The sequence below is a fragment of the Klebsiella sp. 4_1_44FAA genome, from assembly GCF_000238715.1.
Taxonomy (GTDB): Bacteria; Pseudomonadota; Gammaproteobacteria; order Enterobacterales; family Enterobacteriaceae; genus Klebsiella; species Klebsiella pneumoniae.
Genome location: NZ_JH414798.1, coordinates 683,229 through 706,744 on the forward strand (window position 1 = coordinate 683,229; position 23,516 = coordinate 706,744).

Sequence of the window (23,516 nt, forward strand, 5' to 3'; positions counted from 1 at the left end):
TGCGCCTTACCGGGTCTACGAGCTGCGACAAATGTCACGGAAACGTAGGCCGGCGCAAGCGCAGCGCCGCCCGGCAATGAATATCCGGCGCCAGGCGCCTGTTTTGCCCGGTGGCGGCTGCGCCTTACCGGGCCTACGAACTGCGACAAATGTCACGGAAAGGTAGGCCGGCGCAAGCGCAGCGCCGCCCGGCAATGGGCATCCGGCGCCAGGCGCCTGTTTTTGCCCGGTGGCGGCTGCGCCTTACCGGGCCTACGAACTGCGACAAATGTCACGGAAACGTAGGCCGGCGCAAGCGCAGCGCCGCCCGGCAATGAATATCCGGCGCGACGCCATGGTCCGGCTTAAAAATCCATCTTCACCGTGAACTGCACTTCGCGCGGGTCGCCAATCTGGTTGCCGAGGTTATTGGTGCCGATCGAGGAAGTGTAATAGGTCTTATCAAACAGGTTCTTCACATTCACCTGCAGCGTCACCGGATACTGCAGCTTCATCTTATAGGCAGCAAACACATCCGCCACCGCATACCCCTGCAGATAATAATCCACGCCGTTGGTGCCGGAACGCTTGCTGACCGCGTGGCCGCCGCCGCCGACGGTCAGGGTGTTGCTGTTATAGACGTTATGAATGTCATAGGTCAGGAACAGCGAACCGGTATGTTTCGGTACGTTTGGCAGCGGTTTCCCGGCGTAATCCGGATCTTCCAGCACTTTGGCGTCGGTGTAGCCGTAGCTGGCGATCACGCTGAGGTTATCGGTGATGGACCCGGCCAGATCCACTTCCACGCCCTGGGAACGCACTTTGCCCGCCGTTTTGGCCACAGTCTCATCGCCAATGCTCTCGGTGTACAGCACGTTACGCTTGTGAATATCAAACAGCGCGATATTGGCGGTAATGCCGTTTAACAGGTCGAATTTGGCGCCCACTTCGTAAGAGGTGGACTCTTCCGGCGGCAGCTCGCCGATATAGCTGGCGATCGACGACTGCGGCATAAACGACTGGGCGACGTTGGCGAACAGGGAGACGTTCGGCGTGACCTTGTAGACCAGGCCGGCTTTCGGCGTCCATTTCTCATCGCGGCTGTCGGTATTGACGTTAAACGGTCGGCCTTTACCGGCGTACTGGGTGTAGTACTGGTAGCGCACGCCGGCGACGGCGATCCAGTTGTCGGTCAGGTACAGCGCGTCCTGCACGTATGCGGCATAGCTCTCCTGCTGGATCCGCTGGTCGCTGTCGGAGGCGGAGACGGTATTACAGGTGTCGAGAGTGCCGTAGACCGGATGATAGATGTTAAAGCCTTTAACGTTCTTACAGCGCAGCATATCGGTGCGCAGCAGATCGTAATTCTCATAGGCGACGCCGGTCAGCAGCTCGTTATAAAAGCCGCCCACTACCACGTTGCCCTGCAGGTCGGCGCGGGTGGAGTGTATCTTCTGCGTTGAACCGTGGGTACCATCGACCCGGCGGGTGAGGTTGCCGGTCGCCGAATCATAGGCCATTACCCGCGCCTGGTTATCGTTGTAATGATCCTGGCTGTAGCTGTAATCGAAGCGCGCGGTCCAGGCGTCGTTAAGGCGATACTCGGCGTTGAGCTGAGCGAGATCGGAATAGCCATCGGTAATATTAAACGCTTCATCGAAGCGCGTTTTGCGATCGACGTTCACCGCATGGCCGGTATTCAGATCGAAGATAGTGCCGCGATCAAAGGGGGCGCTGTAGTCGCGGTGCGAATAGGACGCGGTCACCGTTGCCCGCTCGCCAAACCAGGTCAGGGAAGGGGCGATAAAGCTGCTTTTGTTTTTACCGAAATTGCGCCAGTAATCCTCATTCTGATATTCGCCTATCAGTCGGTACGCCAGATTTGTGCCTTCGATGGGGCCGGTGATGTCGACGCTGCCGGTGCCGCCGCCAAAGCTGGTGGAGGTCCCGGAAACCGAACCGGAGAACTGCCGCTCCGGCCGTTTAGTGATGACGTTGATCAGCCCGCCGGGGTCGAGGATACCGTACAGCGTCGAGGCGGGCCCCTTCAGGACTTCCACCCGTTCGGTGGCGGCGTTAAAGCTGCGCGGCAGCACGGTGCGCAGGCCGTTGGTCATGATCGAGCCGTCGCGGTTGGCGCCAAAGCCGCGGCGGGTAAAGGCGTCCTGGGTACCGCCGAGGGTGTTGGTCTGCACCACGTTAGCGACGTTATACAGCGCCTCATCGAGTGAGGTGGCGTGCTGATCTTCGAGAACCCGATCGCTGACGGTATTGACCACCTGGGGAATATCCAGCAGCGGCATCGAGGTTAGCATCGCGGTGGCGGAGCTGAGCGGCTGATAGCCGCTGGTGGCGCTCTGCTGCGCGCCGTCGGCCACTACGGTGATGGTCTCTTCCGCGTCGTTAGTACTTTTCGCCGCGCGATTGTCGGCGGCCATTAATCCCGGTGAGGCTAAAAAAAGAAGCGAAAAAAGCGCGCGCCCTGGCAACGTCCTGCAGGCGACATGGGGTTGAGTCATTATCTGTTTCTCGTGAACGAATCTGCCTTTGCGGTCAGATTAAGCCAATAAAATCATTGCCCTGAATAATAAAAGCACTCTGTTTAGCGTCTGAATGCGCCTTCAGATGTGTAATTGAGAATCATTCAATCATGAAGGGGTGTAGTAGTAAACGTTATGCAAGATAAAAATTCAGCGGCGAGGAACAGGACGTTTTAAACACCTCCAGTAGGGAATGTTTTGTAGTTATCTATCTGATATTATTTTATTTTAATTATATTGCGTTGGCACAGCCTCGCTGTAGTCAGCGTCCCCGTCTGAAGACGATGGCGAGTATTGACTACTACATTCATCCCCGTCATGATCAAAAGAGAATGAGATTTATTTTGATTTGACTGCAGAATGTCCAGCTATCGCCTGGAACGCTGCGGCGCAGGAGCGAGTTATGCCACAGCGGGTGAAACCTGCAGAGCAGGGGATCGTACTGGATGCCCTGTCGGCCGGCTACGGCCAGACCCTGATCGTTGACGATATCAACCTGACCATTCCCACCGGCAAAATGACGGTGCTGGCCGGGGCGAACGGATCCGGCAAATCCACGCTGCTCTCGACCATCGCCAGAATGCTGAAACCTCTCGGCGGCTGCGTGCGTCTGGACGGGCAAGCCATTCACCAGATGCCGACGAAGACCGTCTCGCGCCAGCTGGGCATCCTCCCGCAATCGCCGTTGACCCCGGAAGGATTGACCGTTTTCGAGCTGGTCTCGCGCGGGCGCTACCCGTGGCAGGGGCTGATGCGCCAGTGGTCCGAGGCCGATGAGCTGGCGGTAGAGGAGGCGCTGCGCTTAACCGGTACCGCCGAATTCGCCCATCTGCCGGTGGACAGCCTCTCCGGCGGCCAGCGTCAGCGCTGCTGGATCGCCATGGCGCTGGCCCAGCAAACGGCCACCATTCTGCTCGATGAGCCGACCACCTGGCTCGATCTGCGCTATCAGGTCGATATCCTTGAGCTGCTCCAGACCCTCACCCGCGAACATGGCCGCACGGTGGTGACAGTGCTCCATGACCTTAACTTTGCGGTGAACTACGCCGATCTGCTGGTATTCCTTAAACAGGGGCGCATCGCTGGCACGATTAGCGACAACGATGTCTGTAGCCCTGAGCTGATTAAACACGTGTTTGACGTTGACGTGCAGATGTCGATTAACCCGCAAACCGGCAAACCCTTCTTTATGCCGTTTCGCGCCCGCCAGGCAGCGGCACAATGAGCGTGGCCATCCTGCTTTCCGCGCGGCGTCGCCCCGCCCCCGGCTGGCGCTGCTTCTGCTAACGCTGCTGCTTATCGCCGCCTCGCTGGTGCATCTTGGCTTAGGCGCCCGCTGGATCGCCCCGCAGACGGTGCTGCAGGCGCTGCTGGAGTACGATCCGCGCAACTTTGAGCAGCGGATTATCGTCGATCTGCGTCTGGTGCGGCTGGCGGCGGCGCTGCTGACCGGCGCGGCGCTCGGCGTCGCCGGGCTGCTGCTGCAGACGGTGATCCGTAACCCGCTTGGCGAGCCGCATATTCTCGGGCTTAACGCCGGCGCCTCGCTGGCGGTGGTGGCGACCTCGGCGCTGGGCCTGTCCTTCGGCGCTTACCCCGCCGGGCGCCCGCTGACCGCCGCCTGCGGCGCGGGGCTGCTGTTCGGTGGCGTGATGGCGCTGGCCTCTGCCGGGCGCGGCGGGGCGACGCCGCTGCGCATCACGTTGTGCGGAGTGGCGCTGTCAGGGTTTGCGTCGGCGGTGACGGCGGCGATATTGATTCTCGATGAACAGACGCTGCTGGCGATGCGCACCTGGCTGGCCGGCGACCTGGCCGGAATGAACTGGAGCACGCTGCAGACGGCGCTGGTCCCGGCGCTGATCGGCCTTGGCGTCGCGTTGCTCATTGCCCCACGCCTCAACGTGCTGGCGCTGGGGGATAAGGTGGCGCTGGGCCTTGGCGTTAATCTCGTCCAGACGCGGCTGCTGGGTCTGCTGGCGATTGCGCTGCTCTGCGGCGCGGCGGTGGCGGTGGCCGGGCCGATCGGCTTCGTCGGGCTGGTGGTGCCGCACGTGGTGCGCCGTCTGGTGACGGAAGATATCCGCCTGGCGCTGCCCCTGGCCGCGCCGGTGGGAGCGCTGGCGCTGGTGCTGGCGGATATCGCCGCCCGGACGCTGGTCGCGCCGCAGGAGCTGGCGACCGGGGCGATGACCGCCCTGGTGGGCGCGCCGTTGTTTATCTTTATCGCCGCGAGGTTTTTTTAAATGACGCGCGCCGTTCACCGGGCCGGTTTTCGGCCGCTGGCTTTCGCCTCCCGCCAGCTGCTGCTGCGCCCGGCGGCGTTAAAAATTGCCGCCAGCATAGTGCTGACGCTGCTGGCGCTGGGGCTGTACAGCCTTAGCCGCGGCAGCTATCCGCTGCCCGCGTCGACGCTGGCGCGGGCCCTGCTGGCGCCGCAGGAGATGGGCGAGCAGCCGCGCTTTATTCTGTTTGATATCCGCCTGCCGCGGATCCTGATGGCGCTGCTGTGCGGGGCCATGCTGGGGCTGGCCGGCGCGGCGATGCAGAGCATCACCCGTAACGGGCTGGCCGACCCGGGGCTGATCGGCGTCAAAGAGGGGGCCAGCATCGTGGTCCTGGCGCTGGTGCTGTTTTTCCCGGCGGTAGGCCTGGTCTGGCGGCCGCTGGCGGGGATGGTCGGCGGCATAGCGGTGGCCCTGCTGGTCCTGACGCTGGCCCGCGACTGTTCGCGGCCGCGCTTTATTTTAATTGGCATCGGCGTCTCCTGGAGCCTGGCGGCCGCGGTCGGCATCTTTATGACCACCGCCGACGTACGCGACGTGCAGACGGCGATGATCTGGCTGGCGGGCAGCCTGCAGGCCGCCACCTGGCCGCTGCTGGCGGTGGCTTTTTGCTGGGCGCTGCCCGGGGCCATCATCCTGTTCTGTACCGCCCGGGCGGCGGACGTGGCGCTGCTGGGCGACCGGACCGCCATCGGCCTCGGCGTACGTCTGCAGCAGCTGACGGTGCTGCGTTTTTTTGCGCCGGTGCTGCTGACCTCGGCCAGCGTCTCCTGCGTCGGCAGCCTGGGTTTTGTGGGCCTGATGGCGCCGCATATGGCGCGTTTCGTGCTGCGCGGCGGCCAGGTATCGCTGCTGTGCGGCAGCGCGCTGATTGGCGCCTTGCTGGTGTTGGCGACCGATACCCTTGGCCGGCTGGCGTTTGCCCCGCTGCAGATCCCGGCGGGGATTGTCATTGCCCTGGTGGGCTGCCCGTTCTTCGTTGTCTTGCTCTGGCGTCGCCGTGATGCCCTTTAACCAGGAAGGTAGTATGCGTTGGTTCGTCTCATTGCTGCTGTTGCTGACGGGGGCCGTCAGCGCCGCCGCCCCACAAACTCAAACTTTCACCGATGATTTAGGCCGCACCGTCACCGTGCCGCTGCATCCGCAGCGTATCGTTTCGATGCACGATCTCGATATTACCATTCCGCTGATTGAGCTCGGGGCGCCGCCGATCGCCAGCCACGGCCGGACGCGCCCGGACGGTAGCCACTACCTGCGATCCAGCGCCCAGCTCACCGGCGTCGATTTCGACAACAGCGATATCCGCTTTATTGGCACCGCCGATATCGATCTGGAAGCGGTAGCCGCCGCCAGGCCGGATCTGATTATCACCGAGCCCAGCCGCCACGTGTCAGTGGAGCAACTGGAGAAGATTGCCCCGACGGTGAGCATCGACCATCTGCAGGGCAGCGCCCCGGAGATTTACCGCAAGCTGGCGCAGCTGACCGGCACCCAGCCGCGGCTGGCGAGCCTCGAGCGCCGCTATCAGGAACAAATTAAACAACTGAAAGCGATGGTCAACCCACCGCAGTACAGCGTCTCAGTGATCCAGGCGAACAACGGCAAGGTCACGGTGCATCATTCGTATCATGCGCTGGGCCGGGTGCTGCGCGACGCCGGGTTCCGCTTTCCGCCGCTGATTGAGCGGATCCCCGATGGTCAGCGCATTGACGTCAGCGCGGAACAGCTGCCGGAGCTGGACGCTGATTTTGTCTTCGCCACCTGGCGGTCGGATACCGGCGGTAAGCCGCAGGATGAGCTGCAGGCGATGGAAGGCGTGATGCCCGGCTGGTGCGACTTTCTGCGCGCCTGCCGCACCGGGCACTATATTTTACTGCCGCGGGAAGAGGTGATCTCCAACTCCTACGCCGCGCTGTCTCTGATGGTGGCCCAGGTGCAGTCGCATATTGCCGGCAGGCCGATCCCGGCGGAGGCCAAATGAAAAGCGCGGTAAAAAAAGAGAAGGGCAAAGTCGATCTGTTCGGCGAACGCTATCGCGCCCGGGCGCACCAGCTCTCCCCCCGGCTGCGGGCGGTGGTCAGCTATATCAACGACAACCGCGAGGTGGTGCTGGAGCATACCGCGATGGAGATCGCCACCGCGACCCAGACCTCCGACGCCACGGTGGTGCGTGCCATCCAGGCGCTGGGCTTCGCCGGGCTGCGCGAGCTTAAGCAGACCATGGAGCGCTGGTTCGGCACCTCGGTCACCTCGGCGGAAAAGATGCGCTCGACGGTTACCGCGCTCTCCAGCGACGTCAACTCCAGTATTGATTTTGTGCTTGAAGGCCATCAGCGGGTGTGCGAGGTCCTGTCGCGGGCCGACAACCGCGCGGCGGTGGCTCAGGCGGTGGCATTGCTCAGCGACGCGCGCCAGGTGGGGATCTTCGGTATCGGCGCCTCGGGGATCCTCGCCGAATACACCGCCCGGTTGTTCAGCCGTATTGGCCTGCCGGCGTACGTGATGAACCGCACGGGCTTTAGCCTTGCCGAACAGCTTATCGGCCTGCAGCGCGGCGATGTGCTGATCATGATGGGGCAAAAATCCCCCCATCGCGAAGGGTTGACCACCCTGCGCGAGGCGAAGCGGCTGGGTATTCCGACCATCCTGCTGACCCAGGCGGTGGACTCGCGCTTCAGCCAGGAGGCGCAGGTGGTGATCGACGTCCCGCGCGGCGGGGACAGTAGCCGGATGCCGCTGCACGGTACGGTGCTGGTCTGTCTCGAGATGATTGTCCTGTCGGTGGCCTCTACCACGCCACAAAAAACGGTGAAATCCCTGAAACGAATCAACGATCTGCATCGGGCTATCGGTAAATCCGGCGGTAAACGGGGCCATTGAGAAGATAATTCACCAGCGGGAAGGTTTCCGGTTGCATATAAAAGTGAGTGTGTGTATTTTTATGCAAAATAAATGCATAAAAAGGAAATCTCATGGTCAAGAATTTGCTCAAAGCGTGTTGCATGATAGCCGCGCTGACGGCTGCCGGACAGGCGGCTGCGGAAACCTATACCGTCGGCTCCGGCGGCACCTACCGGCCGTTTGAATTTGAAAACAGCCAGAAACAGCTGGAAGGTTTCGACATCGACATCATCAAAGCCATCGCCAAAGCCGAAGGCTTTGACGTTAAGCTGGTTAATACCCCATGGGAAGGCATCTTCGCCACGCTGAACACCGGCGACCGCGACATCATCATCTCCGGGATCACCATCACCGATAAACGCAAACAGATGGTCGATTTCTCCGCGCCGTACTTCCCGGCCGAACAGTCTATCGTCGTCGCTCAGGACTCGCAGGTGGATTCACTGGCGGCCCTGAAAAACGAGAAGGTCGGGGTGGTGAACTCCAGCACCGGCGATATCGTGGTTTCTGAGGTGCTGGGTAAAAACAGCACCGCGATCAAGCGCTTCGACAATACCCCGCTGATGCTCCAGGAGCTGTTTGAGGACGGCGTCAGCGCCGCGGTAGGCGACGTCGGGGTGGTGAAGTACTACATCAAACAGCACCCGGAGAAGCAGTTCAAGCTGGTGCCGGATGCCAAATTTGAGCGTCAGTATTTCGGTATTGCGGTGGCGAAAGGCAACAGTGAACTGCTGGGCAAAATCAACGCCGGGCTGCAAAAGATTGTTGCTGACGGGACTTACGCCAAAATCTATAAAACCTGGTTCGACGACAACGTGCCGACGCTGCCAGCGCAATAATCCACCTTTTTCAGTGACCACGGCTATCGCCCAGGCGATAGCCGTATTTTTTAGGGAAGGACTATGACGGGATTCCGTTGGGAGATCATCGAGGAGTACGGCCCGCTGTTTGTGGACGGCGCCCTGATGACGATTAAATGTACCATTATCTGCGTGATCCTCGGGACGCTGTGGGGGTTAACTCTCGGTCTCGGGCGGATGGCGAAGGCCGAGCACGGGCCGTGGAAATATATTCTCCGCTACCTGGTGCAGTTTCCGGTGCGCTTTTACGTCAGCGCCTTCCGCGGCACGCCGCTGTTCGTGCAGATTATGGTGGTGCACTTTGCGCTGGTGCCGCTGTTTATCAACCCGCGCGACGGCCTGCTGGTGACCAGCGGCCTGATGAGCGCCGACTTTGCCCGCGAGCTGCGCGCCAGCTACGGGGCGTTCCTCTCCTGCATCGTGGCGATCACCCTTAACGCCGGAGCCTATGTGTCGGAGATTTTCCGCGCCGGCATCCAGTCGATCGACAAAGGGCAGATGGAGGCCTCCCGCGCGCTGGGCATGCCGTGGTGGAAAACCATGCGCAAGGTGATCCTGCCACAGGCGTTTCGCCGTATTCTGCCGCCGCTGGGCAATAACGCCATCGCCATTGTCAAAGACTCGTCGCTGGCCTCGGCGATTGGCCTGGCCGATCTGGCCTATGCCGCGCGCACCGTCTCCGGCGCCTACGCCACCTACTGGGAACCCTACCTGACCATCTCTCTGGTCTACTGGGTGATCACCTTCCTGCTGGCGCAGCTGGTTAACCGTCTGGAAAAGAGGTTTGGCAAAAGTGATTCACATTAATAACTTACATAAGCGCTTCGGCGACAGCCACGTGCTGCGCGGCATCAGCTGCGATATTAAACCGCAGGAAGTGGTGTGCATCATCGGCCCATCCGGCTCGGGGAAAAGCACCTTCCTGCGCTGCATGAACGCCCTGGAGACGGTCAGCGAAGGCGAGGTGGTGGTTAACGGCTTTGCCGCCCACGACCGGACCACCGACCTCAACAAGATGCGCGAAAGCGTCGGCATGGTGTTCCAGCGCTTTAACCTGTTCCCGCACATGACGGTGCTGGAAAACCTGATCATGGCGCCGATGAATCTGCGCAATATGCCGCGCCAGCAGGCGGTCGACCTGGCGGAAGCCTTGCTGGCGAAGGTGGGCTTAAGCGATAAGCGCGACGCCTGGCCCTCGAGCCTGTCCGGCGGCCAGCAGCAGCGGGTAGCCATCGCCCGCGCGCTGGCGATGAAGCCGTCGATTATGCTGTTCGATGAGCCCACTTCGGCGCTGGATCCGGAGCTGGTGGGCGACGTGCTGGAGGTGATGAAAAACCTCGCCAGCGAGGGGATGACCATGGTGATCGTGACTCACGAAATGGGCTTTGCCCGCGAAGTGGCCGACCGGGTGATCTTCATCGACCAGGGCGTGATTCAGGAAGAGGGCAAGCCGGGGCAGATCTTTAGCGCGCCGAGCAACCCACGCACCGCCGCGTTCCTCAGCAAGGTGCTGTAAACCGAGCGGGCTGGCGCCAGGCCAGCCCGCTGAGCATTCCGGGTGTATTGACGAAGCTTTTAATCATCCGCGCAAACATTGACTGGGCTCATATATCCCGCGATAACCCCTTTGTTAATCTCAGGGTGTCGATTAGGACTTCTCCAGGAAAATAACGTTGAAAATCTTTTTTTAACCCACTGAAAAATAGCGATTAACTATTTTTCATACGCCAAAAATCATGGTCCGTTAATCACGGACTCGGTTTCGTATGGGTTAAAAAAGGTACGTTATGACAGTTACATGGACGGTCACGCCCGTGGGGTATCAGCACATTGCCAAACGCTGCCCCGCCTGCAATGTAAAACGCGACTTCGCGCCTTCCGGCGCCATCCGGGTGAATTCGCAAAAGAAGCTGCTGGATATCTGGAGCATCTATAAATGCACGCGCTGCGATTACACCTGGAATATCGCCCTGTTTTCCAGGCTGCACGTCAGCAAGATAAACCGTGAACTGCTTCAGCGCCTGCTGCAGAACGATGCAGCCATGGTTCACTATTATGCCGCTGACCTCGCGACGCTGAAGCGCAACCGCGCCGAGCCGTCGGGGCAACCTGATTTTCGTATTCACGAGCAATGGTCGGTTACGTTGAAGGCATGTCAGCGGATAACGGTGCGCGTCAGAGTCAGTCAGCCATTTCGCATCAGCCTGCTATCAATACTGAAAAAACAGCTCAAGCTGAGTACGGCTGAAATCCGGTGGTTGGTCGCGACAGGGCATATCGAGGGTATTCCACTAAAACAGCTTAAGACGAAAAAGCTGAAGGCGATGGAATATGATTTTCAGCTGGCGGCGGAAACGCTGTATGCGCGACGCCGGATTACGTTATCACTTTGCGGTAGATAACTTGCCGGGAAGATAAGCCGCAGCGCTTGAGCTGCTGGCTTTTTTATTCCTCGGTGAATAAGGACGGCGAAGTTGGCCGTCCTGACTCCCTTATCTCCGCCTGCAAAAGCCACCTCCGCTGCAGCCATTCAATCTGCAGACGCATAGTAAACAAACGCCAGCTTATTGCCGTCGGGATCGCGGACGTAGGCGCTGTGAAAACCGTCGCCATACTGCGGCCGGTGACCGGGACCGCCTTCGTCACGTCCGCCGAGTTGCAGGGCGAGGGCATGCAGTTCCGCAATATGTGCGACGGAGCGGGCGTTAAGCGCCACCATCGTTCCATTACCCACCCCGGCAGGCTGCTGGTCAAAAGGAACACCTACGCACAGCCCGCAGGTGTGATTGCCGTTGAAGGTGCCCCAGGACGCCCCCTGTTCGTTACGGCCGGCTTTGACGTGTCCCAGCAGCGCCATTAACGGGTCATAGAACTTGATGGCGCGTGGCAGATCGTTCGTTCCCAGCATAATGTATGAAAACATAGTGTTCTCCTGTTGCGGGCAAAAAGGCCTAAACCTTCAGGCTGGCTGAAGGAAATGTTGTTGACGGAGTTTTAACAAGCGCGAGACCAGCATGATGACGACGATTCCCGCTATCAGCGCCAGGCAGTGAAAAGCAATTCTGCCGCCAGCCTGGAAGTAAACCCAGCGCGCTACTTCCACCGAGGCCGCCATAAAACTGAGCGCCACAATGTTGATGGTGGCTGAAACCGTCCCTTTCGGCAGGGAGTGGGAAAAAAAGCGCAAAACGGAATAATACGGGGAACAACAGGCCTGTTCCGAGGGCATAGAGACTTGTTCCTGAAACGGACCACCACCAGGTATGGGGCCATGCAATATTTCCCGCCAGTAATACCAACAACCCGGTCAGCTGTATCGGGATAGTGCGCCAGATAAAGCGGGGAGAGGTCGGATCCTTGATAAAACGGGCCACGATGATGCTGGCAATAATAACGCCGCCAAAGACAGGCACCTGGGTCCAGGCATAGGCGCCGCGCGACATCCCGCCGTCATCGTTCAGGATCACCGGAGAGAGTGCTACCCAGGTGATTATCGGCAGGTTACTGAATGACAACGCCAGCGCGCCCGTGAGCACCACCGGCTGTTTAAAGGCGCGGACAAACTCGGAAAATACCTCTCCCGGACGAAACCCCCGGCCCTGAGAGGTGACCGTTTCTGGCATGTTAAAAATCAGTAACGCCCAGGCCAGCAAGCTCATGGCGCCGATGATCGCAAACAATAACTTCCAGTGCAGGAAATTCATCAGGCCAGCGCCCGCCAGGGGCCCGATTACCGGCGCCAGCAAAACGATGGATGTCAGCGCCGCCATAATGCGGATAGACTCTTTTTCATCAAAAGCCTCCTGGATGGAGACATAACCGACTGTCGAAATGAAGCAGATACTGGTTCCCTGGATAAAACGGGCGATAAGATATTGATCAATCGACGTAACAAAGATCATGCTGAAGCAGGCCAAAGCAAAGATGATGGCTCCGGTCAGTAGTACGGGGCGGCGACCAATGCGGTCGGAGAGCGGCCCCAGCAGCCACTGTAATGCCAGCCCCCCGGCTAAATAGAGGCTGACGGAGGCCGGGGCTAACGCAACATCAGCCTCAAATTCCCGGATGATGTGGATAATACCCGGCTGAATGAGATCGGTAGTCAGATAAGCAGAAAAATCATAGATAACCATCGCCAGCGGAAATAACAAGATTCTGCTAAAACGGATGTACGGTCCCAACGCTAATTTCATACGCGAAGACTCCCTGGTCGGTGACGGTTTCCCTGGTATCGGGGCCTGGTTGATGTGGATCCCTTGCGGCTGTCGTCACAGGCTGGCCGCGGAATGACAAACCGAAAGATAAAATTCGCCTGGCGACTGTCATTGGGTAAGGCAACGCAACGGCATGCAGAGGGAGTGATCGAGCATGGCAGAGGGATAACGCACCGGGTTAACTGGCTGGGGGTGACGTTTCTTATGCGAGGGAGGGGTCTCGCTGCCATCGCGTGGATGTGGAGCGTTTGTCCGCAGGGGACGAGAATGAATAAAGTCGCTTGCTCCTGAGGGGAAACATTCATACCGGGAAACCTTTGTCATCATCATGGGCAAAATAGGCGAACACTCGCCAGTGTCCGCATTCGATTTCAGCGCAGTGATAATCAGTCCGGCCAGTGATGGTCGGAAGTCTGATTATCAGATGATTAGGTTTTCCAGCATCGACGCCTCAGCTATGGGTATGAATTATTCATCAAGGAAATGATAACACCCACATTTATTATGGGAATTGCGCAGGTAAGAAAATGTGACTTTCGCCCGCTTACTGCGTGAAGCTGATCGCAACAGACCCGGCGCTGCGCTCAGCCTTGCCATGGTACACCGCCTCAATATTATTCCCCTGCGGATCCAGCACAAAAGCGGCATAGTAACCAGGATGATAGTGTCGTTCGCCAGGCGCGCCGTTATCACGTCCGCCATGGGTCAGCGCCGCATGGTAAAAAGCGTCCACCATGTCACGATCTCTGGCCTGGAATGCCAGGTGGTGGCGCCCAGTCAGTTTCCCGGCAGCCTCCGGGCTGTGGCGTGAGGCCAGCACCAGTTCGTCGGCCAGCAAGTATTCATTGGCGGTGGTGATAACCGGGATCTCCAGCGCCGACAGTACGGCGGTATAGAAGTTTTTGCTTGCCTCAAAGTCTTCGACAACCAGCAGAATATGATCGATCAATCTGCCACGATGTAAGGTATTACTTTCCATGGGATTTCCTCTCGGCTGGGGGGCCGGCAATGGTTAACAGCAGTGAGCCAGCAAGAACAGGATACCCTCCGGTGAGGGCCATAAAAAAGGGCTGGCGCCAGGCCAGCCCGTGAGGACTACCGTGCGGACTCCGTCGCCTCGTCCATGTCATCTTCCTGCTCACTGGCAAGCAGGGTTTTCTCGTTTTTGCACAGACACTGAATCAACAGGAACAGCACGCCGCTGGCCACCAGGGTGACGATCAGGCCATCGTAACCAGTGATGCCGATCAGCATGCCGCTGACTACCGGCCCGGCAACGCTGCCGGCGGACCAGAAAAAGCCGAACAGGGCGTTAATCATAATCAGCTTCTGCCCATTGAAGGTTTTCCCCGCCCGCACCAGCGACAGGGTATAAAGCGCGCCCGCCGCGGCGCCCAGCAGCAGACAAATGGCCATCAGCTGAATGCGCGAGCCGAGCATCAGCGGCAGGGCCAGCAGCGACAGGCTGAAAACCACCGCGCAGCTCAGATGCACGCGGCGAATCCCGACCCGGTCGGCCAGCCAGCCGAGCGGGGTCTGGAACATCGCATCTCCGGTCAGCACCACGGTGACCAGCAGCACCGCCAGCCCTTCATTCAGCCCTTTGTCCATGCCGTACAGCGGCAGCAGGGCGAGGATGCTGGCGTCAAAGAAGGCGAAGCAGAAGACCCCGGAGGCCAGTACCGGCAGAAAGGCGCCGAGGCTGCGCCAGCTGGCGCGCTCCCCGAGGCTTTCACGAGTGCCGGTGGGCAGATGGCGCAGCATCAGCAGGCAGACGGCGGTGACCGCGACAATCGCGATCAGCGCTGATGTCTGCCAGGCGGGGCCGACGGAGATCAGCAGCGGCCCGGCCAGCTGGCAGCCGGTAAAGGCCGAGGCGTAGAGACCGGTGAGGGTAGCGCGCTGGCTGCCCGCCGCGCCGCCGGTGATCCAGCTTTCGCCGAGTACGATAATGACCCCGGAGGCCAGGCCGGTCAGCAGGCGCGGCAGCAAAAGCAGCGTCATATCGGTAGTCATGCATGAGGCGATGGTCGCCAGCGCCAGCAGGATCAGGCTGCCGCTCAGCAGCACGCCCATTTCAACGCGCCGGCACAGCGCAGGAGAGAGGAAAGAGGAGATCATCATGCCGGCGGGCGGCAGGGCGGCCAGCAGGCCGACGTACAGCGGCGCGATCTGCTGCTGTGCCAGCTCAAGACTGATTAACGGCACCGTATAGCCGGTGATAAATCCCACAAGCGACGCGGCCATGATCATCGCCAGCGTGGGGGCAAGACGATTCTGGTCTGGGTTAAACATTTTATTTCCGATGACGGAGAGGTCAGTAGTGGATCCTTCGGCAAATTGCCGTCCTGAGTTGCATAATAATTAATCGACTGGCCGTTGTCACCGTTGAAATCACTACCAAAAAAGGGTCGCAGGGCAGCAGGTGGGCTGTACGCCGCGCCGCCGCCGCATTTCGTGACGTTGTCAGCGTGGTAACGACAGGATATAACGGAGGGAGCGGCAGCGCCCCGACGCCGGTGAGCGACGGGGAAAAACGCGACGCATGACCGATTATTCAGCATTACGCTATGCAGGAAAGGAGTAATACATGGCCGTATCGCCGTCACTGATCGCCGAAGCCGTTGGCTGGCGACGTGAATTTCACGCCGCGCCTGAGCTCGGATATCAGGAGCAGGAGACCTCGCGCCGCGTTGCGGAGCTGCTGGCCTCGTTTGGGCTGCAGGTGCATCGCGGGCTGGCCGGCACCGGCGTCGTGGCGACGCTGGAGAACGGCCCCGGGCCGGTTATCGGCCTGCGCGCCGATATGGACGCCCTGCCGATCACCGAGCTGGGGAGCGTCAGCTACCGTTCACGCCGCGCCGGGGTGATGCACGCCTGCGGCCACGATGGCCATACCGCGATGCTGCTGGCGGCCGCCGCCCATCTGGCGCAGACCCGCCATTTCAGCGGCACCGTCCACTTTGTCTTTCAGCCGGCGGAAGAGAACCTCGGCGGCGCGCGCAAAATGGTGGAGGAGGGGTTGTTTGAGCGCTTCCCGATGGACGCCATCTACGCGCTGCATAACTGGCCGGGGATCCCTCTTGGCGAAGTGGCGCTCAGCGATGGCGCGATGATGGCCTCGCTGGACGCCTTCGAGATCACCCTGCGCGGAAAGAGCTGTCATGCGGCGATGCCGGAGAGCGGGGCCGATCCGATCGTCGCGGCGGCGCAACTGATAATGGCGCTGCAGACCATTCCTTCCCGCCGCTTGTCGCCGCAGGATTCCGCGGTGGTCAGCATCACCCAGATAAACGGCGGCGAGGCGATCAACGTCCTGCCGGACACCGTGGTGCTGCGCGGTACCTTCCGCTGTCTGAGCAATCGCGTTCGCGCCCGCGTGCGGGAGCTCATCGAAAGCTATGTGGCGACCCAGCCGCAGGTGTCCGATGTGCAGGGCGAGATTAGCTGGTTCCCGGGTTATCCGGTGACCAAAAACCATGCGCTGCAGGCGCAGCAGGTGCGCGAGGTGGCCGTCGCCACTCTCGGCGCGCAAGCGGTGCGCTGGAATCAGGCGCCGTCGATGGCCTCCGAAGATTTTGCCTGCATGCTGGAGGCCTGTCCGGGGGCCTATTTCTGGATAGGCACCGACGGCGAAACCCCGTCGAAGCCGCTGCATAACGCAAGCTATGACTTTAACGATGCGCTGATCGGCCCCGGCGTCGCCATGTGGGTGGGGCTGGTGGAGAAACAGCTGCCGGCGGCGTAACCCACCGGCAGCGGCAGAGGGAGCGCGCTGCGCTCCCTGAGGTCAGACGTCGGCAGCGGCTTTCAGTCGCGCTTTCATGTCGCTGTAGGCCGTCCAGGCATAGCGCTCCGCCCATTGCTGGTCGGCAATCGCTTCCACTTTCACCGCACAGTATTTGGTTTCCGGCGTTTTGGAGATCGGATCGAGGTTATCCTGGGTCAGCTCATTGCAGGCGCCCACCCACCACTGATAGGTCATATAGACCACCCCCGGATTGATGCGATCGCTGAGGTCGGCGCGGGAGATCACCTTCCCGCGCCGGGAGCTGATCCACACCAGCTGTTTGTCGGCGATCCCCAGTCGTTGCGCATCCGCGGGATTCATCTGCACCCGTCCCGGCTCGTCGGCCAGCGACTGCAGCGCGGCGCAGTTGCCGGTCATCGAGCGGCAGGAATAATGCCCGACTTCCCGCACGGTGCAGAGCACCAGCGGCCACTCGTCATCCGGGCGCTCCGCCGGCGCGCGCCAGGCGGTGGCGAACAGCTGCCCTTTACCCGAGGGGGTGTCGAAGCGGTTGTCTTGATACAGCCATGGCGTACCGGGATGATCGAGGGTCGGGCACGGCCACTGGACATGGCCCATATCGCCCATTTTCTCCCAGGTCACGCCGTAGAACAGCGGGCAGAGCTCGCGCATCTCGTCCCAGATCTGCTGGTTGTTCTCATAGTGCATCGGATAGCCCAATTCGCTGGCCAGCAGGCTAATGATCTCCCAGTCGCGCTTCACATTCCCCGCCGGAGGGATCGCCTGTTCAAACCGCTGGAACCCGCGGTCGGCGCAGGTGAAGACGCCGCCGTGCTCGCCCCAGGAGGTGGCCGGCAGCAGGACATCGGCCATTTCCGCTGTTTTGGTCATGAAGATGTCCTGCACGACCACGAAGTCCAGCGCCTCGATGCCTTTGCGCACCAGGCCGAGGTCGGCTTCGGTCTGCAGCGGATCTTCGCCCATGATATAATAGGCTTTGATCTCGCCGGTCAGCGCTTTATGCGGCACCTCGGTGATGCGGGTGCCGACCTGGTCGTCCATCAGCGCCGGGTCGATGCCCCAGGCGGCGGCGAATTTCGCCCGCACGGCGGGGTCAGTGACCTCCTGATAGCCGGGAAACAGGTTCGGCAGCACGCCCATATCGCAGGCGCCCTGTACGTTGTTTTGCCCGCGGACCGGCCCCACGCCGACGTTGGGCCGTCCCAGGTTGCCGGTGAGCAGCGCCAGGCTTGCCAGGCCGCGCACCACGTCCACCGCCTGGCCAAACTGGGTGACCCCCCATGCCCCACATAATGGTGGCGGATGGGGCGGCGGCGAACATGCGCATCGCCTCCCGGATTTCCCGCGCGCTGACCCCGACAATCCCTTCCACCGCTTCCGGGGCGTAATCCTTCACCGCCTCGCGGTAAGCATCGAGCCCTTCGGTATAGCGTTCGACATAGGTTTTGTTGTACAGCTCCTCCTCCAGCAGCACATAGCCGAAGGCATTTACCAGCGCCATGTTGCTGCCGTTGTTGAGCTGCAGATGACGATCGGCAATGCGCGCGGTTTCAATGCGCCGCGGATCGCAGACGATGATTTTGGCGCCGTTGTCCCGGGCCTTGATTACCCGGCGGGCGACGATGGGATGGGAGTCGGCGCAGTTGTAGCCAAAAACCAGCAGGCATTTCGAGTTTTCGATGTCGCTAATCGAGTTGCTCATCGCCCCGTTGCCCAGCGCCTGCTGTAGCCCGGCGACGGAGGGGCCGTGGCAGACGCGGGCGCAGCAGTCGACGTTATTGGTGTTCAGCACCGCGCGGGCGAACTTTTGCATCACATAGTTGGTTTCGTTGCCGGTGCCGCGCGAGGAGCCGGTGGTCATGATGGCGCGCGGGCCATGCTTCTCTTTGATCTCCCTGAGCTTGCTGGCGGTATAGCGAATCGCCTCCTGCCAGCTGACCGGCGTGAAGGCGCCGCCTTTCTGGTAGCGGATCATCGGTTGTTTAAGACGGGGCGTCAGGAGCTGCGTATCGTTAAGAAAATCCCAGCCGTAGTAGCCTTTCAGGCACAGCTGGTTCTGGTTGGTGACGCCGTCGGCGGCCTCCGCGCGAATGATTTTATTGTTGTCGACAACCAGTTTAAGTTTGCAACCCGCCCCGCAGTAGGGGCACACGCTCGTGATTTTTTTCATCAGTAACAGACCTGTTAACAGTGAACTGAGGATCGCTGTCGCGCCGGGCCCGACGGGCAACGATCGCGGTATCGCCTGGTGGTGATGCAGACGCAGGCCTGTTGCGCTATGCAGGTCTTGTGCCAGAATTTAAACTCTTGATCTGTATTGAAAAATGAAAAGAGATTGATGACGGGAGCATGACCTCGTCACTAATGACGATGACGCAGAGCGCCGACGTCAGACGCTCTGCGGGGTAACACGCGGCTAGGCGAGAGGGCGGCAGCGGTCGAAGTGCGATTCGCTCAGGCCGACGTCGCGCGCGGCGGCGCAGATTGCCTGCCAGCTGCCGGCATCCAGCGGGATCCCCTGCGCCAGCCGCGCTTCGCGGTTGGCGGCCTCCCATTCGCCGGGCGCCAGCACCGGGGCATCGGCATCGTGCGGCGACTGCTTACACCATGCGATAAAGGCCTCCGTCTGTGCCTGGCTGTCCGGGGCATCGAACGCGTCCGGGCGCAGGATCACCGTGGTCATGCAGTTAAAGATGGCGTCGACGCTGGTCTGCAGGCTCTCCTGATGGGTGGTTTGCCCGCCGGAGAGCGCGCCGCCGAGCACTTCGCACAGCGTCGCCAGGGCATAGCCTTTGTGCTGGGCGAAGGTGAGCAGGGCGCCCAGCGGCGAGGTCTGCATCACCGCCGGGTCGGTGGTGGGGCGACCCTCGGCGTCAATCAGGCAGCCGGGGGCCACGGCTTCGCCTTTATGCCAGGCGACGCGGGTTTTACCAAAGGCGATGGCGCTGGTGGCGTAGTCCAGCAGCAGCGGCGGATGGCCCGCGCGGGGAAACACCACGCACAGCGGGTTGGTGCCGAAGCGGCTGTCCTTCCCGCGGAACGGGGCGACCATCGGGTCGCCGATGACGCTGACGAAGTGAATGGAGATCAGCCCGGCGGCGGCGCACTGTTCGGCCCAGTAGCCGATGCGTCCGACGTGATGCGCATTGCGCAAGGCGATAGCCGCCATACCATGCTGCTTCGCCTTTTCAATGCCTAACTGCATCGCTTCGTGGGCGACCACCTGGCCGAAGCCGGCGTTGCCGTCGAGGGTGACCACGGCGCCGGCGTCTTTGGTCACCGTGGCGTGGCGGTTGAGCTGCAGAAAACCACCGGCGTGGGATTTGACGTAGCTGGGGATCATCCCAACGCCGTGGGAGTCATGTCCGGCAAGATTGGCGGCGATCAGATGGTCCGCGACGAGGGTGGCTTCCCCTGGGGTACTGCCGAGATGGGTAAACAGTGAGACGACAAACTGATGCAGATCCGTCGCCAGAAAGCGGTGTCCTGTAGGCACTGATTCTCTCCTGTAGTCTGTTGTTATTTTGTTATGTTTGCCGTTTTATGCTGCGCCGCCCGGCGCAGAAGGTCAAGGGCGGCGTCTCCCGGCGACATGCCGCTGCGCCAGCGCCTGCGCATACGACAGACGATAAAAAAACCGGGCCGGGATCGCGTTTTAATTAACGCCATAAACACCACATTTTTAAATTCTGCCAGTGTCACAAAAGCCAGAAAAAAGCCATCCCCGTCGTTGCAAGGGGAGCTGATACCACTATATGTTAAATTTGTGTTTATTAATTGATGATTAAAGGTTGGTATCATGTATAAGAAAATAAGTGGTTTAGTGGTTTCACTGACGGCCGTTTTCGCCTGTGCCGCCTGGGCGGAGGTGCCTGCGGGCTATCCCGCGGATTATCAAAAAACGGTTGATGCCGCCGTAAAAGAGGGCAAGGTGGTTGTCTATTCCACGACCGATACCAAAGCGGCCGGGCCGTTAATTAAGGGATTTGAAGCGCAATACCCGGGCGTCAAAGTCGAATATAACGACATGAACAGTACCGAGCTGTATAACCGCTATATCAGCGAACAGGCCGCCGGGGGCGGCAGCGGGGATGTGGTGTGGAGCTCATCGATGGATACCGCGCTGAAATTAGCCACCGAATACGCGGAACAATATGCCTCGCCGGAGGTGAAGCAATTACCCGACTGGGCGGTCTGGCAGCAAAAAGCCTATGGCACTACCTATGAGCCGGTGGTGTTTATCTATAACAAACGGCTGATCCCGCAGAATGAGGTACCGGATTCGCATATCGCGCTGGCAAAACTTATCGCCAGCCAGGCCGATAAATTTAAAGGCAAAGTCACCACCTACGATATCGAAAAATCGGGCCTCGGCTTTATGCTGGCGGTACAGGACAGCCAGGCCGACGCGAACTATTTTGCCGACCTGGCGAATATCGCCAAAGGCGGCCTGACGGTGCAGTCTTCCACCGGCACAATGATGGAGCGCGTCTCCTCCGGCGAAAACCTGATCGGCTATAACATTCTTGGCTCTTATGCCGAAGCGCGGGCGAAAAACGATCCCTCTTTAGGTATTGCCTATCCGAAAGATTACGTGCTGGTGCTCTCCCGCGTCTCGTTTATTAGCCAGGAGAGCGAACATCCCAATGCGGCGAAATTGTGGCTGGATTATGTCCTGTCGGAAAAAGGCCAGCAGATCCTCGCCAGCCAGGCGGATATTCCCTCTATTCGTCGCGATATTGCAGGTAAAAATGATATCGACGGCATGACCGCGCTGCTGGGCAAAGCGTTAAAACCGATCCCGGTCAACGAAACGCTGCTCGATTATTTACAGCCGCAAAAACGTCTGCAGTTTATTAAACAATGGCGCAGCGCCGCCGCGAAATAATCCTCCCCTGGGGCATCGCCGATGCCCCTATTCACACCCGGCGGGTTTATTCACCTGACCGAAGGGATGAACCATGAACGTATTACGCAGAAAGTGGCAGGGGCTGCCGCGCGGCGTGGTGGTGTGCATCACGGCGCTGGTGATTTATGTCCCGCTGTTATTTATTGTGGTGCAGAGTTTTCTTTCGGCACCGTTCTTTTCCCGCTCCAAATCGTGGAGTCTGGAAGCCTTCGCCTTTATTTTTACCGACCCGGATTTTTATCTGGCATTAAGGTCAGGTTTTATTCTGGCCTTTGGCCTGGTGATTATCGCCATTCCGCTGGGCGGTATTTTGGCGTTTCTGATGGTGCGCACCGATTTACCCGGCCGGCGGATCATTGAGCCGCTGATCCTGGTGCCGATCTTCGTCTCGCCGATGGTGCTGGGCTTTGGCTACGTGGTGGCCGCCGGGCCGGTAGGCTTCTTTTCCCAGTGGGCGCAGCAGCTGATCGGCTTTGTGCCGTGGAATATCTACTCGATGTTCAGCATTGTGGTCATCGCCGGCTTAACTCACGTTCCGCATGCCTATCTCTATATCTCTTCGGCGCTGCGCAGCGTCGGCTCCGACGTGGAAGAGGCGGCGCGCACCGTCGGCGCCACGCCGCTGCAGGTGATGACCTCGGTGAGTCTGCCGATGGTGCGGCCATCCATTCTTTACGCCTGCGTGTTGCTCTTTTTCCTCGGTCTGGAAGTCTTCGGTCTGATGCTGGTGCTGGGCGACCCCGAGGGCAACATGGTGCTGGCGACCTATCTCTACAAGCTGACTAACAAGCTCGGCACCCCCTCCTACCATCTGATGGCGGCGGTGGCGGTGGTGCTGATCTGCATCACCATCCCGCTGGTGATGCTCCAGCGGCGGCTGATGCGCACCGCCAACCGCTTTGTCACCATGAAGGGAAAGGCGTCCCAGGCGCGGGCTCTGCCGCTGGGCAAATGGCGCTGGGTGGCCGGGGCGGTGGTGGTGGCCTGGCTGACGGTGACCATCGGCGTACCGCTGCTCGGCGTGGCGCTGCGCGCTTTTATCTCCAACTGGGGCGTCGGCGTGTCGCTGTGGGATGAGCTGTCGCTGGCGACGTTCCACAATATCTGGCAGCAGCCCAACCTGCTGCGGGCGATCGTCAACTCGATGGCTATCGGCATCATCGGCGGCGCGCTGGCGGTGATCTGCTATCTGTTTGTCGGCATCGCCATGCACCGCAAAGCGGACAACGTCACCCGCTTTCTCGACTACAGCGTGCTGGTCCCGCGCGCGGTACCGGGGCTGCTGGCCGGGCTGGCCTTCCTGTGGGTATTCCTGTTTGTGCCGATGTGGCTCGATCAGTCGCTGAAGCACGGCTGGCTCTCGGCGCTGCCGGTGGCCGACTGGCTGCGGGAGCACCTTATCGTGCAGCTGCGTGCCCTGCGCAACACCATCTTCAGCGTCTGGCTGGCCTACACCGTGGTGTGGATGGCCTACGGCCTGCGGCTCATCTCCTCGACGCTGCTGCAGGTGGGCCCGGAGCTGGAGGAGGCGGCGCGTAGCACCGGCGCCTCGCGGGGGCAGATCACCCGCCACGTGACCGTTCCTCTGTCGCGCTATGGGCTGATTGGCTCCTGGCTGCTGATGTTCCTGATCTTTGAGCGCGAGTATTCCACCGGCGTCTATCTGCTGTCGCCGGGTACCGAAACCATCGGCTCGATGCTGGTGTCGCTGTGGGCGGCGGGGGCCATCGATATCGTCGCGGCGCTCTCCTTTATCAATATTCTGCTGGTGGTGATTGGCCTGGGTATCGCCCTGCGCTTTGGAGTGAAATTACATGATTGAGTTATCGGTAGAAAATCTGCATCTCACCTATGGCGACAACCCGGTGCTGAAGGGGGTGTCCATGACGCTTGGCCGGGGAGAGGTGGTGTCGCTGCTGGGGCCTTCGGGAAGCGGGAAAACCACGCTACTGCGGGCGGTGGCCGGGCTGGAAAAACCGACGAGCGGACGGATCGCCATCGGCAACCGCACGGTGTACGACGGCACGCCGCGCAGCGAGATCCCGGCCGAAGAGCGTAA

The 23,516-nt window shown here is 60.4% G+C and carries 16 protein-coding genes and 4 pseudogenes; 13 read left to right on the top strand and 7 right to left on the bottom strand.

Translation table 11 applies throughout. The annotated features are described in order from the left end of the window. Positions 1-344: 344 nt before the first annotated feature. Positions 345-2,417, bottom strand: coding sequence for a TonB-dependent siderophore receptor (locus HMPREF1024_RS22370; protein ID WP_009307642.1), 2,073 nt, complete (start codon positions 2,415-2,417; stop codon positions 345-347). A 505-nt stretch (positions 2,418-2,922) separates the two neighbouring features. Between HMPREF1024_RS22370 and HMPREF1024_RS22365 the strand changes: the two genes are divergently transcribed. The 9 genes and pseudogenes from HMPREF1024_RS22365 (at position 2,923) to HMPREF1024_RS22325 (ending at position 10,964) form a co-directional block, all read left to right on the top strand. After that, entirely contained in the window at positions 2,923-3,744 is an 822-nt protein-coding gene (locus tag HMPREF1024_RS22365) for an ABC transporter ATP-binding protein (RefSeq protein WP_009307643.1), read from the top strand. Further along, a pseudogene (locus HMPREF1024_RS22360) lies at positions 3,741-4,762 on the top strand (FecCD family ABC transporter permease). Before HMPREF1024_RS22365 ends, HMPREF1024_RS22360 begins: the two are co-directional and overlap by 4 nt. Next, entirely contained in the window at positions 4,763-5,815 is a 1,053-nt protein-coding gene (locus tag HMPREF1024_RS22355) for an iron ABC transporter permease (protein WP_004148676.1), read from the top strand. Next, positions 5,805-6,782 carry an ABC transporter substrate-binding protein gene (locus HMPREF1024_RS22350; protein ID WP_074193795.1) on the top strand — a complete coding sequence of 326 codons (978 nt, stop codon included), beginning with the start codon at positions 5,805-5,807 and terminating at the stop codon, positions 6,780-6,782. The genes HMPREF1024_RS22355 and HMPREF1024_RS22350 overlap by 11 nt, the downstream gene beginning before the upstream one ends. After that, a pseudogene (locus tag HMPREF1024_RS22345) lies at positions 6,748-7,681 on the top strand (MurR/RpiR family transcriptional regulator). Before HMPREF1024_RS22350 ends, HMPREF1024_RS22345 begins: the two are co-directional and overlap by 35 nt. A gap of 92 nt (positions 7,682-7,773) precedes the next feature. Beyond that, entirely contained in the window at positions 7,774-8,541 is a 768-nt protein-coding gene (locus HMPREF1024_RS22340; RefSeq protein ID WP_002908376.1) for a basic amino acid ABC transporter substrate-binding protein, read from the top strand. Positions 8,542-8,604: 63 nt separating this feature from the next. Continuing rightward, positions 8,605-9,369 carry an amino acid ABC transporter permease gene (locus HMPREF1024_RS22335; protein ID WP_004151161.1) on the top strand — a complete coding sequence of 255 codons (765 nt, stop codon included), beginning with the start codon at positions 8,605-8,607 and terminating at the stop codon, positions 9,367-9,369. Then, a complete protein-coding gene (locus tag HMPREF1024_RS22330) occupies positions 9,356-10,078 on the top strand; it encodes an amino acid ABC transporter ATP-binding protein (protein ID WP_002908374.1) in 723 nt (240 codons plus the stop codon). Before HMPREF1024_RS22335 ends, HMPREF1024_RS22330 begins: the two co-directional genes overlap by 14 nt. Positions 10,079-10,376: 298 nt before the next feature. Then, a complete protein-coding gene (locus tag HMPREF1024_RS22325; RefSeq protein ID WP_021440293.1) occupies positions 10,377-10,964 on the top strand; it encodes a DUF1062 domain-containing protein in 588 nt (195 codons plus the stop codon). A 128-nt stretch (positions 10,965-11,092) separates the two neighbouring features. Here the strand turns inward: HMPREF1024_RS22325 and HMPREF1024_RS22320 are convergent, their stop codons facing one another. From HMPREF1024_RS22320 to HMPREF1024_RS22305, 4 genes and pseudogenes are all read right to left on the bottom strand, one after another. After that, complete coding sequence (locus HMPREF1024_RS22320) at positions 11,093-11,485, bottom strand: VOC family protein (protein WP_002908370.1); 393 nt, start codon at positions 11,483-11,485, stop codon at positions 11,093-11,095. A gap of 36 nt (positions 11,486-11,521) precedes the next feature. After that, positions 11,522-12,755: pseudogene (locus tag HMPREF1024_RS22315) on the bottom strand (MFS transporter). A 565-nt stretch (positions 12,756-13,320) separates the two neighbouring features. Continuing rightward, positions 13,321-13,755 carry a VOC family protein gene (locus tag HMPREF1024_RS22310; protein ID WP_004180313.1) on the bottom strand — a complete coding sequence of 145 codons (435 nt, stop codon included), beginning with the start codon at positions 13,753-13,755 and terminating at the stop codon, positions 13,321-13,323. Between the two features lie 116 nt (positions 13,756-13,871). Next, a complete protein-coding gene (locus HMPREF1024_RS22305) occupies positions 13,872-15,071 on the bottom strand; it encodes an MFS transporter (RefSeq protein WP_004148650.1) in 1,200 nt (399 codons plus the stop codon). A 295-nt stretch (positions 15,072-15,366) separates the two neighbouring features. Here HMPREF1024_RS22305 and HMPREF1024_RS22300 point away from each other — a divergent pair, with 295 nt between their 5' ends. Then, positions 15,367-16,524, top strand: coding sequence for a M20 aminoacylase family protein (locus tag HMPREF1024_RS22300; RefSeq protein WP_004180310.1), 1,158 nt, complete (start codon positions 15,367-15,369; stop codon positions 16,522-16,524). Between the two features lie 42 nt (positions 16,525-16,566). Here HMPREF1024_RS22300 and fdhF read toward each other — a convergent pair. Beyond that, positions 16,567-18,718, bottom strand: a pseudogene (fdhF, locus tag HMPREF1024_RS0125610) (formate dehydrogenase subunit alpha). 246 nt (positions 18,719-18,964) lie between these two features. Then, positions 18,965-20,044, bottom strand: a complete 1,080-nt coding sequence (locus tag HMPREF1024_RS22295) for a malate/lactate/ureidoglycolate dehydrogenase (protein WP_004148647.1) — start codon at positions 20,042-20,044, stop codon at positions 18,965-18,967. Positions 20,045-20,347: 303 nt separating this feature from the next. Between HMPREF1024_RS22295 and HMPREF1024_RS22290 the strand changes: the two genes are divergently transcribed. The 3 genes from HMPREF1024_RS22290 to HMPREF1024_RS22280 all read left to right on the top strand — a co-directional run. Continuing rightward, on the top strand, positions 20,348-21,436 hold the full coding sequence (locus HMPREF1024_RS22290) for an ABC transporter substrate-binding protein (protein WP_009307650.1): 1,089 nt from the start codon (positions 20,348-20,350) through the stop codon (positions 21,434-21,436). Positions 21,437-21,509: 73 nt separating this feature from the next. Next, positions 21,510-23,279, top strand: coding sequence for an iron ABC transporter permease (locus HMPREF1024_RS22285; RefSeq protein WP_002908294.1), 1,770 nt, complete (start codon positions 21,510-21,512; stop codon positions 23,277-23,279). Then, the coding region (locus HMPREF1024_RS22280) for an ATP-binding cassette domain-containing protein (RefSeq protein ID WP_009307651.1) at positions 23,272-23,516 on the top strand (245 nt) is incomplete at its 3' end. The genes HMPREF1024_RS22285 and HMPREF1024_RS22280, both read left to right, overlap by 8 nt.

What these genes read in the sequence shown, in the direction of transcription:
- HMPREF1024_RS22350 (WP_074193795.1), top strand. Translation starts at nt 5,805, where the DNA reads ATGCCCTTTAACCAGGAAGGTAGTATGCGTTGGTTCGTCTCATTGCTG.
- HMPREF1024_RS22355 (WP_004148676.1), top strand. Translation starts at nt 4,763, where the DNA reads ATGACGCGCGCCGTTCACCGGGCCGGTTTTCGGCCGCTGGCTTTCGCC.
- HMPREF1024_RS22335 (WP_004151161.1), top strand. Translation starts at nt 8,605, where the DNA reads ATGACGGGATTCCGTTGGGAGATCATCGAGGAGTACGGCCCGCTGTTT.
- HMPREF1024_RS22320 (WP_002908370.1), bottom strand. Translation starts at nt 11,485, where the DNA reads ATGTTTTCATACATTATGCTGGGAACGAACGATCTGCCACGCGCCATC.
- HMPREF1024_RS22365 (WP_009307643.1), top strand. Translation starts at nt 2,923, where the DNA reads ATGCCACAGCGGGTGAAACCTGCAGAGCAGGGGATCGTACTGGATGCC.
- HMPREF1024_RS22370 (WP_009307642.1), bottom strand. Translation starts at nt 2,417, where the DNA reads ATGGCCGCCGACAATCGCGCGGCGAAAAGTACTAACGACGCGGAAGAG.
- HMPREF1024_RS22290 (WP_009307650.1), top strand. Translation starts at nt 20,348, where the DNA reads ATGTATAAGAAAATAAGTGGTTTAGTGGTTTCACTGACGGCCGTTTTC.
- HMPREF1024_RS22305 (WP_004148650.1), bottom strand. Translation starts at nt 15,071, where the DNA reads ATGTTTAACCCAGACCAGAATCGTCTTGCCCCCACGCTGGCGATGATC.
- HMPREF1024_RS22310 (WP_004180313.1), bottom strand. Translation starts at nt 13,755, where the DNA reads ATGGAAAGTAATACCTTACATCGTGGCAGATTGATCGATCATATTCTG.
- HMPREF1024_RS22340 (WP_002908376.1), top strand. Translation starts at nt 7,774, where the DNA reads ATGGTCAAGAATTTGCTCAAAGCGTGTTGCATGATAGCCGCGCTGACG.
- HMPREF1024_RS22285 (WP_002908294.1), top strand. Translation starts at nt 21,510, where the DNA reads ATGAACGTATTACGCAGAAAGTGGCAGGGGCTGCCGCGCGGCGTGGTG.
- HMPREF1024_RS22300 (WP_004180310.1), top strand. Translation starts at nt 15,367, where the DNA reads ATGGCCGTATCGCCGTCACTGATCGCCGAAGCCGTTGGCTGGCGACGT.